The organism is Bradyrhizobium sp. USDA 336, assembly GCF_044908355.1.
GTDB lineage: Bacteria > Pseudomonadota > Alphaproteobacteria > Rhizobiales > Xanthobacteraceae > Bradyrhizobium > Bradyrhizobium yuanmingense.
In genome coordinates, this window is sequence record NZ_JBIYDC010000002.1 from 5,818,489 (window position 1) to 5,833,298 (window position 14,810).

12 protein-coding genes and 1 tRNA gene are annotated in these 14,810 nt (G+C 64.7%); 6 read left to right on the forward strand and 7 right to left on the reverse strand.

Translation table 11 applies throughout. From position 1 onward, the window contains the following. The first annotated feature begins 100 nt into the window (after window positions 1-100). The gene (locus tag ABIA45_RS28300) at window positions 101-2,602 is read left to right on the forward strand and encodes an EAL domain-containing protein (protein ID WP_404545000.1); all 2,502 of its coding nucleotides are present in this window, start codon (window positions 101-103) and stop codon (window positions 2,600-2,602) included. 14 nt (window positions 2,603-2,616) lie between these two features. Here ABIA45_RS28300 and ABIA45_RS28305 read toward each other — a convergent pair whose 3' ends face one another. Together ABIA45_RS28305 and trxA are read right to left on the reverse strand one after the other, a co-directional pair. Then, window positions 2,617-3,294 (reverse strand): LON peptidase substrate-binding domain-containing protein, encoded by a 678-nt coding sequence (locus ABIA45_RS28305; protein WP_128265775.1) that lies wholly within the window; start codon window positions 3,292-3,294, stop codon window positions 2,617-2,619. 105 nt (window positions 3,295-3,399) lie between these two features. Next, window positions 3,400-4,323: a thioredoxin gene (trxA, locus tag ABIA45_RS28310; protein WP_025033093.1), complete on the reverse strand. Its 924-nt coding sequence runs from the start codon at window positions 4,321-4,323 to the stop codon at window positions 3,400-3,402. Between the two features lie 271 nt (window positions 4,324-4,594). Here trxA and ABIA45_RS28315 point away from each other — a divergent pair. The 4 genes from ABIA45_RS28315 (at window position 4,595) to ABIA45_RS28330 (ending at window position 8,129) form a co-directional block, all read left to right on the forward strand. Beyond that, a tRNA-Gly gene (locus ABIA45_RS28315) sits at window positions 4,595-4,669 on the forward strand. Between the two features lie 75 nt (window positions 4,670-4,744). Continuing rightward, complete coding sequence (locus ABIA45_RS28320) at window positions 4,745-5,731, forward strand: NAD-dependent epimerase/dehydratase family protein (protein WP_404545004.1); 987 nt, start codon at window positions 4,745-4,747, stop codon at window positions 5,729-5,731. A 338-nt stretch (window positions 5,732-6,069) separates the two neighbouring features. Next, complete coding sequence (locus ABIA45_RS28325) at window positions 6,070-7,344, forward strand: PQQ-dependent sugar dehydrogenase (protein ID WP_404545006.1); 1,275 nt, start codon at window positions 6,070-6,072, stop codon at window positions 7,342-7,344. A gap of 191 nt (window positions 7,345-7,535) precedes the next feature. After that, entirely contained in the window at window positions 7,536-8,129 is a 594-nt protein-coding gene (locus ABIA45_RS28330; RefSeq protein ID WP_271543187.1) for a cytochrome c, read from the forward strand. Between the two features lie 194 nt (window positions 8,130-8,323). On the opposite strand, the gene panE is transcribed toward ABIA45_RS28330, so the two are convergent. The 4 genes from panE to ABIA45_RS28350 form a co-directional block, all read right to left on the reverse strand. Then, the gene (panE, locus tag ABIA45_RS28335; RefSeq protein ID WP_271543186.1) at window positions 8,324-9,247 is read right to left on the reverse strand and encodes a 2-dehydropantoate 2-reductase; all 924 of its coding nucleotides are present in this window, start codon (window positions 9,245-9,247) and stop codon (window positions 8,324-8,326) included. A gap of 119 nt (window positions 9,248-9,366) precedes the next feature. Continuing rightward, window positions 9,367-9,981, reverse strand: coding sequence for a 2-hydroxychromene-2-carboxylate isomerase (locus tag ABIA45_RS28340; protein ID WP_404545011.1), 615 nt, complete (start codon window positions 9,979-9,981; stop codon window positions 9,367-9,369). Between the two features lie 102 nt (window positions 9,982-10,083). After that, window positions 10,084-11,433: an MATE family efflux transporter gene (locus ABIA45_RS28345; protein WP_271543184.1), complete on the reverse strand. Its 1,350-nt coding sequence runs from the start codon at window positions 11,431-11,433 to the stop codon at window positions 10,084-10,086. Between the two features lie 88 nt (window positions 11,434-11,521). Further along, a complete protein-coding gene (locus ABIA45_RS28350) occupies window positions 11,522-12,115 on the reverse strand; it encodes a DUF2239 family protein (RefSeq protein WP_271543183.1) in 594 nt (197 codons plus the stop codon). A 150-nt stretch (window positions 12,116-12,265) separates the two neighbouring features. On the opposite strand from ABIA45_RS28350, the gene ABIA45_RS28355 reads away from it, so the two are divergent. Further along, entirely contained in the window at window positions 12,266-12,931 is a 666-nt protein-coding gene (locus ABIA45_RS28355; protein WP_271543182.1) for a glutathione S-transferase family protein, read from the forward strand. A 29-nt stretch (window positions 12,932-12,960) separates the two neighbouring features. Here ABIA45_RS28355 and ggt read toward each other — a convergent pair whose 3' ends face one another. Beyond that, window positions 12,961-14,712 (reverse strand): gamma-glutamyltransferase, encoded by a 1,752-nt coding sequence (gene ggt / locus ABIA45_RS28360; RefSeq protein WP_404654486.1) that lies wholly within the window; start codon window positions 14,710-14,712, stop codon window positions 12,961-12,963. Between the last annotated feature and the right edge of the window lie 98 nt (window positions 14,713-14,810).

Consider the following 14,810-nt stretch of genomic DNA (forward strand, 5'->3'; position numbering starts at 1 on the left):
GCTAAGCATGCGATCAGGCGCGGCACAAAATTAACGCGAAGGGCGATTAGCCGGTCCAGCATCGACAATATCAACAATATCGACGATGGGGCGAGACTGAATGTTCCGCGTTTTCTCCTGTCTTACGGCCGAGCACGATTGGCGGCTCGTCGTGCTCGCTGCTCTGGTCTGCTTCGTTGCCAGCATCGTCGCGGTCAGCATCTTCCACCGCGCGATCGCAACGCGCGGGAGAACCCGGTGGATCTGGATCGCCATTGCCGGCGCGGCCATCGGATACGGGATCTGGGCTACGCATTTCGTCGCGATGCTCGCCTACGAGCCCGGGGTCTCCACGGGCTACGGCATCGTGTTAACGGCGTCCTCTCTCGCGGCGGCAATGCTGCTGACCTCGGTCGGCTTCGGCGTCGCGGTCGTCACGTCCGGCCGCTGGCGCGCGGCGGCTGGCGGCGTCATCATCGGCGGCGGCATTGCCAGCATGCACTATCTCGGAATGTGGGCGCTCGAAGTGCCGGGCCGAGTCTCCTGGTCCGTGGACCTCGTGCTCCTCTCCATCGTTCTGGGCATGTGTTTCGGCTACGCTGCGCTGGCGGCAGCGCTCACCCGTCAGGGTTATAGCGGCACGCTGGCAGCCGCCACCCTGCTGACGCTCGCCATCGTGTCGCATCACTTCACGGCCATGGGCGCCGTGAAGATCACACCGGATCCGGCGCTCGCGACCGATACGCTTTCGCTGTCTCCGGCCTTCCTCGCGCTCGCCATCGCCGGCGTCGCATTGTCGGTGCTGGGCATGAGCCTGATCGGCGTGCTGGCCGATCGTCGTCTGGCGACCAGAACTGCCAGGTTCGAGGAGATCATCAGCCAGCTCTCCATCGCCCGGCAGCAGCTCGAAGGGTCGCAGAACGAGCTCAAGGAGCAGAAGCTGAGGCTGGACACGGCCATCAACCACATGGTCGAAGGCCTTTGCATGTTCGACGCCGAGAAGCGGCTCGTCATCTGCAACGAGCGTTACGCCCGGTTGTACCGGCTGCCCCCGGAATTGCTGCGTGCGGGAACTCCCCACCGCGACATCATCAGACATCGCGTCAAGAGCGGCGTACTCGAAGGCGAGGCCAGCGATTTCGCCGCCGAACGGCAGATCGCCAGGCTCGATGCGCTGCCGATCCATGTCGTTTCGAGCCGCATCGATGCGTTTGCCGATGGGCGGCTGATCTGCGTGACGCGGCAGCCGATGGCCGGCGGCGGCTGGGTGGCTACGCATCTGGATGTCACCGAGCAACGCCGGTCCGAAGCGAAGATCACCTACATGGCGGAACACGATGCGCTCACCGAGTTACCGAACCGCGTGCTGCTCAAGGCGCGTCTGGAGCCCGCTCTTGCCGATACGCGTGGCGGAAACCTACATTTGGCGGTTCTCTTGCTCGATCTCGACCGCTTCAAGGAGGTCAACGACACGCTCGGACATCCGGCGGGCGACCTGCTGCTGCGCTCGGTCGCGGCGCGCTTGCTGGACTGCGTCAGGGAAACGACGTTCGTCGCCCGACTGGGCGGCGACGAATTCGCAATCGTCGACTACGTGACCAATCCGGCTGCGGACGCGGCCTCTCTCGCCGAGACGATCCATGGCGCGCTCAGCGAGCCGTTCGATCTCGGCGATCATCAGGTCGTCGTAGGCACCAGCATCGGGATCGCCCTTGCGCCCCGAGACGGCGCCGATTCCGACACGATCCTCAGGAGCGCAGATCTTGCCCTCTACTCGGCCAAGAGCGGCGGACGTGGCGCATTCCGCTTCTTCGAGCCGGAGCTGGACCGGCTCCTGCAGGCGCGCCGCAACCTGGAGCGGGATTTGCGGAAGGCGCTTGCGAGGAGCGAATTCGAACTCCACTACCAGCCGTTCGTCAATTTGAAGAGCGGCGAGACCTGTGGCTTCGAGGCGTTGCTGCGTTGGCATCATCCCGAGCGCGGTCTGGTCTCGCCCGGCGAATTCATTCCCGTCGCGGAGGAAACCGGCTTGATCCTGCTGCTGGGGGAATGGGTGTTGAGAACCGCTTGTGCCGAAGCGGCGAAATGGCGTTCCGACCTAAAGATCGCGATCAACCTGTCTCCAGCGCAATTCAGGAGCAAGGAGCTCGTGTCGACAATTGTGAGCGCACTGGCGGCTTCGGGGATCGCTTCAGATCGGCTCGAGCTCGAGGTCACCGAAACCGTCATCATGCATGACAGCGGGACCGTATTCGCAGCACTCAGCCAGCTGCGCGAGCTCGGAGTGCGGATTGCCCTCGACGATTTCGGCACCGGCTATTCGTCGCTCAGCTTTCTGCAGAAGTTTCCATTCGACAAGATCAAGATCGATCGCAGCTTCGTCAGCGAGCTGTCCAATCCGATGGAGGAGCCCCATCGCATCGCGCGGGCCGTGGTCCAATTCGCCACGAGTCTCGGCAAGACGTCCACCGCCGAAGGCGTCGAAACCGCCGAGCAGCTGGAGGTCCTGCGCCAAGAGGGCTGCGTCGAGGCGCAGGGCTTCCACCTCAGCCCGCCGGTACGGGCCTCGACGATCGCGCGGCTTGCGGATCGAAGGGCCGAGGCCGGCGAGTTTGCCGCTTAGCTCGCGCTTGCCGATCACTGCAGCGGCGGATCGCCGCTGGTGCGCTTCTTGGCGAGGTCCATTTCGGTGACGGCGATCAGGATCTCGGCGCGGGTCTTCAGGTCGGGCGCCTCCAGCATGGCCTGCTTCTCGGCGGGGCCATAGGGCGACATCATCGCGAGCGCGTTGACGAGGGCTTCATTGGGCGCGCTCTCGACGCCCTCCCAGTCGACCTTGAGGTTGTTGGCCTTCAGGAAGTCCGCCAGCACCGCCAGCAGCGCCTCGCGGTCGACCTCCTCCTCGCCGCGGCGCGCGGTGAAATCGTCGACATAGGCGAAGAAGTCCACCTTGCACTGCCGATAGGGGGTGAGCACCTCGAGCTCCTCGACCACCTTGAAGCGCGAAACGCCGGTGAGCTCGAGGATGTAGCGGCCGTCGCCGGACTCGGCGAGCTGGGTGATGCGGCCGACGCAGCCGACGCTGAACAGGGCCGGCTTGTCGGAATCCTTCCGCGAATGCGCGATGTCGGGCTGGATCATGCCGATCAGGCGATGGCCGTCGCGGAAGGAATCGTCGACCATCGAAAGGTAGCGCGGCTCGAAGATGTTGAGCGGCATCTGGCCGCGGGGCAGCAGCAGCGCGCCCGGTAGCGGGAAGACCGGAATGATCTCCGGGAGGTCGGCGGGCCCGCGATATTCGATGTTGATCGGCATCTGCCCGGTCCCCTGGCGTTGCTAGCGCATGATCCGGATCCGAAGGACCGCGTTAGCGCAAAGTGTGGAGCGGTTTTCCGAACAGATCATGCTCAAAAAAGGCCGTTACGAAAACAGGATCGTCGACAAACGTTTGCGGCCTTCGACGGTTGCATCATCCGTGCCGCCCCAGGCCTCGAAGAACTGCACCAGCTGCTTGCGGGCGCCGTCGTCGTTCCATTTGCGGTCGCGCTTGATGATCTCGAGCAGCTGCTCGGTCGCCGCCGCGCGGTTGCCTTGGGCGTTGAGCGCGGTGGCGAGGTCGAACCGGGCCTGATGATCGAGCGGATTTGCGGCGACTTTCTGTTCCAGCTCGGCAACCGGTCCGAGCGATTTCGCCTGCTCGGCGAGATCGATCGCGGTCTGCACCGCCTTCACGGCCGGGTCGTTGCGCTTGGATTCCGGCACCATGGCCAGCGTCTGCTTGGCCTGCTCCATCGCGCCCGAAACGGCGTAGCACTTGGCAAGGCCCGCGAGCGCCGCGATGTTGGTCGAATCATGCTGCAGCGCCTCGGCATAGATCTGCGCCGCCGCCGCCGCGTCGCCCTCGGCGAGCACCGCGTCGGCCTCCTGCACGATCTCGGCGACGTTGACCTCGCCCGGCGCGGTGACGCCCTTGGTCAGCCGCTCGATGAAGGCGTTGACCTGGCTCTCCGGCACCGCGCCCATGAAGCCGTCGGCCGGCTGGCCGTTGACGAAGGCGATCACGGCCGGGATCGACTGGATGCCCATCTGGCCCGGGATCGCCGGATGATGGTCGATGTTCATCTTGACCAGCTTGACCTTGCCCTTGGCCGCCTTCACCGCCTTCTCCAGGACGGGGGTGAGCTGCTTGCAGGGGCCGCACCATTCCGCCCAGAAATCGATCAGCACGGGCTGGCGCTTCGATTCCTCGATGACGTCCTTCACGAAGGTCTGGGTGGTGGTGTCCTTGATCAGGTCGGCCGCAGCCGGGCCCGCCGCTCCGTTACCCTGGTCGATGATCGTCACGGGATTCCCTCGTCATGTCTGGAATGGCGGCTCTTTAGCACGCCGCCGCGTCATATGCTTGTGGTCGGCTCCTAAATTGGGCCGAATGGGCCGAATTTCAATCCAGGCACCCCGATTCGCCGGTTCCGAGGCCTTTCCGGTCAATTTGGCCAGCTTCGGGCTCCATATGGCGCCGCAAATGCGAATTGAGGCCGCCCGTAGCTGTTGCATTCCCCTCCCGCTTTTGGCATACGACAGCCGTTGCCGGCGCGTCACGCGACCGACACAGGATGCGGGTGTAGCTCAGTGGTAGAGCACGACCTTGCCAAGGTCGGGGTCGAGGGTTCGAGCCCCTTCGCCCGCTCCAGTTTTCTCCAAAGCATCCAGCCAAACCGGATCAGGCCGCGGTTTTCCGCGCCGCTGGCGGCTGTTCGGGTCTCACATGACAATTCTGGTCACAGGCAGCGCAGGTCACCTTGGCGAGGCCATCCTGCGGACGCTGCGTGGGCGCGGGTCGCCTGCCCGCGGGCTTGATCTAAAGAGCTCCCCCTTCACCGACGCTGTCGGCTCCATCGTCGATCCCACCTTCGTGCGGCGGCAGATGGACGGCATCACTGCCGTGATCCACACCGCGACGCTGCACAAGCCGCATGTGGCGACGCACTCCAAGCAGGACTTCGTCGATACCAACGTGTCAGGCACGCTGAATCTGCTCGAAGCGGCTGCAGCGGCCGGCGTGAAGAGTTTTGTCTTCACCAGCACCACCAGCGCGTTCGGCTCGCAGCTGCGGTCTGAGGCGGGACAGGCCGCGGTGTGGGTCACCGAGGAGCTGCCGTCGGTGCCGAAGAACATCTACGGCACGACCAAGCTGATGGCCGAGAACCTCTGCGAGCTGTTCTTTCGCGAGCGCGCGCTACCGATCGTGGTTCTGCGGACCTCGCGCTTCTTTCCGGAGGACGACGACGATCCGGCGATGCGATCGGCCTACGCGCTGGACAACGCGCAGGCCAACGAGATGCTCTACCGCCGGCTGGATATCGCGGACGCAGTGAGCGCGCATCTAGCTGCCGTCGAGCGTGCGCCCGGCATCGGCTTCGCCCGCTACATCGTCTCGGCGACGAGCCCGTTCGAGCAACGTCATCTCGGAGCGCTGGCGCGCGATGCCGCCACTGTCGTGCGCGAGCTCTATCCGGAGTGCGCGCAGCTCTATGCGGCGCGCGGCTGGCGGCTCTTCCCCGCGATTGACCGGGTCTATGTCAACGCGCGGGCGCGGCGGGAGCTCGGCTGGCGACCCGAATTCGACTTCGCGCACGTGCTGCGCAGCCTGCGCGATGGCCGCGATGTCCGCAGCGCGCTGGCGCGTGAGGTCGGATCGAAAGGCTATCACGACACGCTATTCGACGACGGACCCTACCCCGTCGCGTCGTAATCGCAATTTTACTCGACGCGTCAAATGACTGTCCGGCCTCACCGCGCGCGGGCCAATTGCGCCGTTCTACTGTGCATGGGGTTGTTTTCGCACTTTTGTATGTCCAACCCTGATTCCGCGTTGCAGCGAGAACGCGTTGTCGCCGCGTTCATCCGTTCATTCACGTTCCGTCTCAATTTTTCATGCGCGCAGCCGCGCTGCATCCGGCGCGCTTCTCACGATGGGCAGATGTGCTAACCTTTTTGCGCCTGTCGTCCCGACGGGCTCAAGACTTCGCCTCTCGACTAGCAAAACAAAATAACGCGCAGCCCTGACGGCTGCCTTAGGGGAGTGATGCGATGACATCGATGTTCCATCGATCCGTGTTAGCGCTTGCGGCCGTGGCTCTTCTCGCCGGGACCGGCGCCGGCAACGCGCAGCAGCAGGACAAGAGCAAGCCGCTGAAGAAATACGATTCCAGCACCAAGGAATTCTGGACCCATCCGCCTGACGATTGGTTCCTCGGTGACGAGACCGAGGCGCAGAAGGGCCTCGCGCCGCCGTCGGGCCCGCCGACCGGCGCCTCCGACGCCGAGCTCGCCAACATCGTCAAGAAGATCAAGCTGCCGCCGGGCTTCAAGATCGAGGTCTACGCCTCCGGCGTGCTGGCCGCGCGGCAGATGGCCTGGGGTGACAAGGGCACGTTGTTCGTCGGCTCGTTCGGTCTCGGCAACGTCTATGCCATCAAGGACAACAACGGAAAGAAGGAGGTCAAGACCGTCCTCAAGGGCCTGAACATGCCCACCGGTCTCGCCTTCCGGGACGGTGCGCTCTACGTCATCGCCGTCGACAAGCTGATCCGCTACGACAACGCCGAAGCCAATCTCGACAATCTCGGCCAGGGCAAGGTCGTCTATGACGACATGCCGTCCTATGCCGCGCATGGCTGGAAGTACATCGCGGTCGACAAGGAAGGCTGGTTCTTCCTGCCGTTCGGCCCGCCCTTCAACATCGGCATTCCGCCGACCAGCGTGTCGCAGATCCGGCGCGTCGATCCCAAGACCGGCAACGCCGAAATCTGGGCGCTCGGCGTCCGCAACTCGGTCGGCGGCGACGTCGATCCGCGCACCGGCAAATACTGGTTCACTGAGAATGCCCGCGACTGGATCAGCGATGATCTGCCCTCGGACAAGCTGAACATGATCAACCGGATCGGCGAACATTTCGGCTATCCCTATTGCCATCAGGGCAATCTGCCTGACGACAAGTTCGCGATGGGCCACAAATGCTCCGAGTTCACGCCGCCCGTGCTGAATCTCGGTGCCCATGTCGCCCCGCTCGGCATGAAGTTCTACACCGGCGACCAGTTCCCCGCGGACTACAAGAACAACATCCTGATCGCGGAGCACGGCTCCTGGAATCGCCACAAGTACCAGGGCGCGCGCATCGTGCGCGTGATCGTCGGACCCGACGGCAAGAACCCGAAGCGGGAGATCTTCGCGTCCGGCTGGCTCGAGGGTGACCAGGGCTATCTCGGCCGTCCCAACGACATCATCATCGCCAAGGACGGATCGATCCTCGTGGCGGACGATTGGGCCGGCGCGATCTATCGCATCAGCTACAGCAAGAAGTAGCGCGACCTGACGGAGAAGCTGCGGCCGGGTGACGGCCGCAGCTTCTCCCATTTTGAAGCCCCACGCCGTCGTTCCGGATTGCGCGCCACTTGCGCGCAAGTCCGGAACCCGTAACCACCAACGGGATTATGGATTGCGGCCGCGCCAAGTGGCAAACCCGGAATGACGCAGGACAGAACGGATTTCCAATCATGCGCCGTCAGTTCTCTTGGTCCGTAATCGGCGCGCTATCGCTCGCAGTGATCGCCTTCATTCAAGCCGAGGCCGCCGACAATGCCGCGATCAAGGAGAAGGCCGCCGCCTGCTCCGGCTGCCACGGCGAGAACGGCATTTCGCAGACCGAGAACATCCCCTCGCTCGCCGGCCAGCCCGATCAATTCCTGCAATGGCAGCTCGTGTTCTTCCGCGCCGGCGCGCGCAAGAACGATCAGATGCAGCCGATCGTGGAAGGGATCAGCAACGAGGACATCCGCAATTTCGGCGCTTACTTCGCCTCGCTGACGCCGCCGAAGGGACCCGAGGACGGGGATCCCGACCTGTCGAAGAAGGGCGCGCAGGTTGCCGCCGGCCGCCGCTGCGCCTCATGCCATACCGACAGCTATGCCGGTACCAAGGCGGTGGCGCGGCTCGCCGGCCAGCGCGAGGAATATCTCGTCAAGGCGCTGCACGATTACAAGGCCGGCCAGCGTGTCGGCGGCGGCGTCGCCGCGATGGCCGACGTCGCCTATCACATGAGCGATGAGGAGATCACCGCCGTCTCGCACTATCTCGCGCATTTGAAATAGCGCGGGATGCTGCGGCAAGCACAGCCGTCATCCCGGGGCGCGACGAAGTCGCGAGCCCGGGATCCATAGCCACAGGCAAGAGTTTTGCGAAGACTCTGGAGTCACCACTTCGCCCCATGACCACTCCCTGTGGTTATGGGTCCCGGGCTCGCGCGGCGCGCGCCCCGGGACGACACCGAATGTGTGGTTACGCCCTACCCCGCCCGCTGCTTCTCATACGCCTTCAGATGCGTATAGGCGATGCGCAGCTTCGGCACCGGCACCTTGGCGGCGTCGGCGCGCGCGATGAGATCGCCGATGACGTGATCGGCCTCGACAGGCAGGCCGGCCTTGATGTCGCGGAACATCGATGCCGTCAGCGGCGAGCCCTCGGTGGTGAGATTGCCTTTGACGCGATCGAAGAACGGGCCGCCCGGCGGATAGCCGGACGCCGTGGCAACCGCGCTGGTCTCATCCAGCATGCCGAGCAGGAACTCCCGGCCGCCGGGCGCGGCGAGGATATTGCCGACGGATGTCCGCATCAGGCTGGTGCTTGCTGCGAGCGAGGACAGGAACACCCACTTCTCCCACATGTCCTGCATGATGTTCTGGCTGGCGCTGGCGCCATTGATGCCGCTCTTGAAGGCCTCGTCGATCGCCTTCACCCGGTCCGACATCCCGCCGTCGCGCTCGCCGTAGCTGATCGACTGCATCGGCTGGAGCTGCACCACCTCGCGCTTATCGTTCAGCGTCGCGGCGATGGCGCAGAGGCCGCCGAGCACGCGTTCCTTGCCGAACCTCGTATCCAGCGTGTCGAGATGCTTCATGCCGTTGAGCATCGGGATGATCGCGGTGTTCGGCCCCACCGCCGGGGCAAACGACTTGATGGCATCGTCGAGGTCGAACGCCTTGCAGCTGAGCAGCACGACCTCGAATTTGTCCTTGATCGCGTCAGCTTGAACCGACGGCGGGTTCTTCAAGGTCACATCGCCGTTCGGGCTCTTGATGACGAGGCCGGCGCTCGCGAGCTCGCCGGCGCGGCGCGACCTAACCAGGAAGGTGACGTCGCGGCCGGCCTGCAACAGCCTGCCACCAAAATAGCCGCCGATGGCGCCGGCGCCGACCACGAGGATGCGCATGGGAGAACTCCGTTATTGTTGTTCTTCAGAAAGAGGCGAATGGCGAATAGGGAGTAGCGAATAGAATAGCAAGTTACGAAACGCGAGTAACGTTTCCACTACTCGCCATTCGCCATTCACTACTCGCCTTTCTCGAGCACCATCTCCTCGACCTCGCGCAGCTGCTCCTTGCCGAAGAACATCTCGCTGCCGACGAAGAAGGTCGGCGAACCGAACGCGCCGCGGGCGACCGCCTCCTCGGTGTTCTTGATCAGTTTGGCCTTGACCTCGGGTTCCCCGGCGCGGGCGAACAGCTTTTGCGCATCGAGACCAGACGACGCCAGCGCCTTCGCCGCGATCTCGGGATCGTCCATCTTCTTCGGCTCGCGCCACATGTGGTGGAAGGCGGCCTCGACATACTGCTCGAACACGCCCTCGAGCTGCGCCGCGATCGCGGCGCGCATCAGGTTCAGCGTGTTGACGGGAAAGTGCGGATTCCAGACATAGGGCTGGACATGGAAGCGCTTGATGAAGCGCTCGGTCTCGACCTGCTGGAACTCCCGCTTGTTCTTGATGCCGGCGAGCGTCTCGGCCGGCGACTTGTTGTTGGTCGACTTGAAGATGCCGCCGAGCAGGATCGGCACGTATTCGAACTTGACGCCGATCCGCTGTTCGATGGCCGGAATCGCCAGATGGCTGAGATAGGCGTTGGGGCTACCGAAATCGAACAGGAATTGCGGGGCGGTGCGGGTCAAAATTATTCTCCCTGGTCTTAGCATTCTGAGTGGCTTTTTTTCATTGTGGCGCAGGCCGCGCCACAGGTCCATCGTTTAATGATGGTCATAATACTCTGACGATCAGATCAGGCGCTGGATCGCCCGCTTGCGCCACACCAGATGGTAATAGCCCATCTGCAGAATCAACATGGCGCAGAATACGATGGGATAGGCAGCCCACACGCCGGTCAGGCCGACCGTGCGGCTGAGGATGATTGCAGCCGGCAGCTCGATTGCGGCGATCGCGAAGATCGACAGCAGCATCGGCGTCAATGCGACGCCGGCGCCGCGCATCGCGCCCGAGAACACGGTGGCGAGCCCGAACGGCACCGAGCTCCACAAGGCGATGTTGAGCAATCCCTTCGCCAGATCCAGCACGGCGCCGTCGGTGATGAAGATACCGAGCACCGCGCGTGGCGCGAGATAGATCAGCGCCACCAACCCGCCGGTCAGGACGATGTTGAACGCAAGGCCCATCCGCACGATGCCGTCGAGCCGGGCCCGGTCGTCGCCGCCGACGGCCTGGGCGCCGAGGATCGAGACCGCGATCGAAATCGACATCGCCGTGAACTGGGTGTAGCCCATCACCTGGTTGACGGCGCCATAGGCCGCGGTGGCATTCGAGCCGAAGCCGTTGACGAGGCCGAGCAGCACAAGCTCGGCGATCGCCATCACCACCATGCCGATCGCGCTCGGCAGGCCGATGCCGAGGACTTTGCCGAGCACGGCGCCGTTCAGCCGGAGGTGACGCAGCAGCGTCGCATCCGGCGCGAGCGTGTGCTTTCTCCGCAGCAGATAGGCAGCCAGCACGATCAGCGTCAGCGTGTTCGAGATCGCAGCCGCCCAGGCAGGACTGGTGATGCCGGCCACCGGCAATCCGAACGTGCCGCGGATCAGCATCGGCGTCAGGATCAGGCCGATCGCCGTCGACAAGGCCAGCGCCAGCAGCGGCGTCAGTCCATCGCCGACGCCGCGGATCATCGCCGTCATCAGCAGGAAGATGAAGCCGAGCGGCATCGTCAACAGCATGATACGCGCATAGGCGCTGGCTTCATCGAGAATGTCCGCGGGAGTGGCGAGCATGGCCATCAGGGGCCGGCTGAAGATCCCGCCAACGAGTGCAATCGCTATCGAGAGCAGCAGGCCGACGGCGAGTGTCGTGCCGACGATGATCTTGATCCGGCCATGCTCGCCGGCGCCGAAGGCCTGGCCGATCAGCACGGTGGCGCCGGTGCTGAGGCCCATGACGAAGGCGAACAGGAAGAACATCACGGGGAAGAACGCCGACACCGCGGCGAGCGCGCCGACGCCGACCATCTGGCCGAGATAGACGTTGCTGACGGTGCCGAACAGCGATTGCAGCGCGTTGCTCAGCATCAGGGGTGCGAGGAAGCGGAGGAATGTGGTCCAGAGTGGCTTTGCGGCAGACATGGAATTGGCCTTTCATCAGGGCGTGCGAAGCCGTTGCCGCGCAATGCGCGGCTCGGCCGTCGATGAGTTGTGAGAAGCGGCGCGCGGCTTAGGCGCGGTGGCTGTAAGCGAGCTGGACGATGTGGTCGCGGATGTCGGCCGGCCAATCGGCGATCAGCGAGGTGAAGCGTCGCCGGTCACCCGCGAACAGCGCGCGCGAGGCCTCCTCGAACTGCGGCAGGTCGCCGGCCATGGTCGACATGAAGTGGTAGGCCGCATCGCGCGCCTGCCGCTCGCGGTCCTTGTCGCCGCTGGCGCGCCTGGCCTCGTCGACGAGCTTGCGCAGCGCGACCGAAGCGCCGCCGGCCTGTGCGTTGAGCCACTCCCAGTGCCGCGGCAGCAAGGTCACCTCGCGCGCGACCACGCCGAGCTTCGGCCGGCCGCGCCCGCGCGGCTCTGCGGGTGCTTCGGCCGTCTCGGCTTGCGGCATGAGCGTTGCCAGCCGGGCCAGCACCTCGCGGTCGTCGCCGCGCAGGTCGAAATCGATCGACCGCCCGGTGCTATCGTCGAAGATGACAATTGGCTGGTCCAGCGGTTGCGTCGCCCGCTTGACGGCAAGCGCAACCTCGCCTGCCGTGCCGGAGGTCAGCCGGCGCTGGCCGGCGAAGGCTGTGTAGGTCCCTTGCATTGGAATCATTGCCATATTGATCGCGTTGCTGATTTAATACCCGGGTAAATTCCTCGCGTCAATATACCCGGGTGAAAATATCTGCGGCGACGGCTCGACATTGTGTTGCCGGGCTGGCACCAACGGCGCGGCCGATGACCACGACCAAGCCTTGAGGACCCCGCGATGCTGACCGTTCACCACCTCAACAATTCCCGCTCGCAGCGCGTGCTGTGGCTGCTCGAGGAGCTGGGCGTTTCCTACGAGATCGTGCGCTATCAGCGTCAGCCGGACATGCGCGCGCCGAAGGAGCTGCGCGCCATCCATCCGCTGGGCAAGTCGCCGGTCATCACCGACAACGGCAACACCATCGCCGAATCAGGCGCGATCATCGAATATCTCATCGCCACCTATGGCAACGGGCGGCTGATCCCGCCGCCGAACACGCCGGAGCGGCTGCGCTACACCTATTGGCTGCACTATGCGGAAGGATCCGCGATGCAGCCGCTGCTGCTCAAGCTGCTGTTCACGCTGATGCCGAAGCGTGCGCCGGCCTTGCTGCGCCCGCTGGTGCGCAAGGTCTGCAACCAGGCACTGACCGCGCTGGTCAATCCGCAGCTCAAGCAGCACATGGACTATTGGGAAGGCGAGCTCGCTAAGAGCGAGTGGTTCGCCGGCAGCGAGTTCAGTGCGGCCGACATCCAGATGAGCTTTCCGCTCGAAGCGGCGCAAGCCCGCGGCGGGCTCGAGCAGGGCCATCCCAGGGCGATGGCGTTCCTGGAGCGCATCCACGCCCGCCCTGCATATGTGCGCGCGCTGGAAAAGGGCGGGCCGTATCAGGTCGGGCGGTAAAGTTTCCACCCCGACATGCCGGGAGCACGTTACTGCCCCGCCGCCTCCGCCCCGCGCGTGCGCGGATCGGCTGCGCCCAGCGGTCCGTTCGGTGTCACCAGAATCGAGTTGGCAGATGTCTGCCCCATAGGCTCGACAACGAGGTGCCCCATCGCCTTCAGCTCGAGCAGCACGCCCTCGGGAAAGCCGCGCTCGACGCGCACTTCATCCGGCAGCCATTGGTGGTGCAGCCGCGGCGTTGCGACGGCGGCCGCAACATCCATCTTGTAGTCGAGCACGTTCACGATCACCTGCAGCACAGTCGAGATGATGCGGCTGCCGCCGGGCGAGCCCGTCACCAGCACCGGCTTGCCGTCCCTCAGCACGATGGTCGGCGACATCGACGACAGCGGCCGCTTGCCGGGTCCGGGCAGATTCGCCTCGAAGCCGACGAGGCCATAGGCGTTGGACGCACCGACCGCCGCGGTGAAATCGTCGAGCTCGTTGTTGAGCAGCACACCGGTGCCGTCGGCGACGAGGCCGACGCCGTAGCTGAAGTTCAGCGTGTAGGTGTTGCTGACGGCGTTGCCGCGGGCGTCGACGACGGAAAAATGCGTGGTGTTGCTGCCCTCACGCGGCGCGGCAGAAGCAGACACGAGCTCCTTCGAGGGCGTGGCGCGTTCGGAGGAAATGTTCGCGCGCAGCTTCGCGGCATAGTCCTTCGCAATGAGGGTCTCGATCGGCGCGTTGACGAAGGCGGGATCGCCGAGATAGCGGGCGCGGTCGGCATAAGCGCGCTTCATGGCTTCGATCAAGAGATGCAGCGACGCCGCCGATCCCTGCTTCAGATCTGCCAGAGGGAAGCCCTCGAGGATGTTGAGCGTCTCCATCAGCACGACGCCGCCGGATGAGGGTAGCGGCATCGACACGATGTCATAGCCGCGGTAGCTGCCACGCACCGGCGCGCGGATGACCGGCTGATAGGCCTTGAGGTCGGCCGGCGTCATGATGCCGCCGGCATCGGTCACGGCCTTGGTGAGTTTCTCGGCGACCGGCCCCTCATAGAATCCCCGCGGCCCCTGTGCAGCGACGGCCGCCAGCGTTTCGGCGAGATCGCCCTGCACCAGCCGATCGCCTTCGCCCAGCGGCGTGCCATCCGGACGCGAGAAGATCCTGGCCGAAGAAGGCCAGCGTGCCAGCCGCCGGTGCCAGCTCGGCAACGTATCGGCCATGTCGTCGCTGACGATGAAGCCATCGCGTGCGAGCGCAATCGAGGGTGCCAGCAGTTGCGCCAGCGTGAACTGACCCGAGCCGTATTTCTCGAGCGCGAGCGCGAGGCCGGCAACGGTGCCGGGCACGCCGATGCCGAGCGCGGAGTCCCGTGACTTCGTCGCGTCGGGCTTGCCGTCGGCGCCGAGGAAGATCTGCGGCGTGGTGGCGGCCGGCGCGGTTTCGCGATAGTCGATCGTGATGTCTTCATTGCGATCGGCGGAATGGATCACCATGAAGCCGCCGCCGCCGATATTGCCGGCACGCGGATAGGTCACGGCCATCGCAAAGCCGGTCGCGACCGCAGCGTCGATAGCATTGCCGCCGCGCCGCAGGATGTCGGCGCCGATCTGCGCGGAGATCTTCTCCTGCGCCACCACCATGTCGTGCTCGGCGGCGACGGCGCGCACCGCCTCGCGTGCGGGCGGAACATAGCCCTGCCGTGCATCCTGAGCGGTTGCAGGCGCGAGACCGAGCACCAGGGCAGCAATGGCGGCTAAAAATCTCCGCCGTGTCGAATATGACGACATCATCGAATTCCTGCCGTGGCGTTGAACCGGTTCACACCCGTCACCGTAATGCTATACCGTTTGCTCTAAGAGAGGCAAAACTGTTCGTGATGGGTACTGCG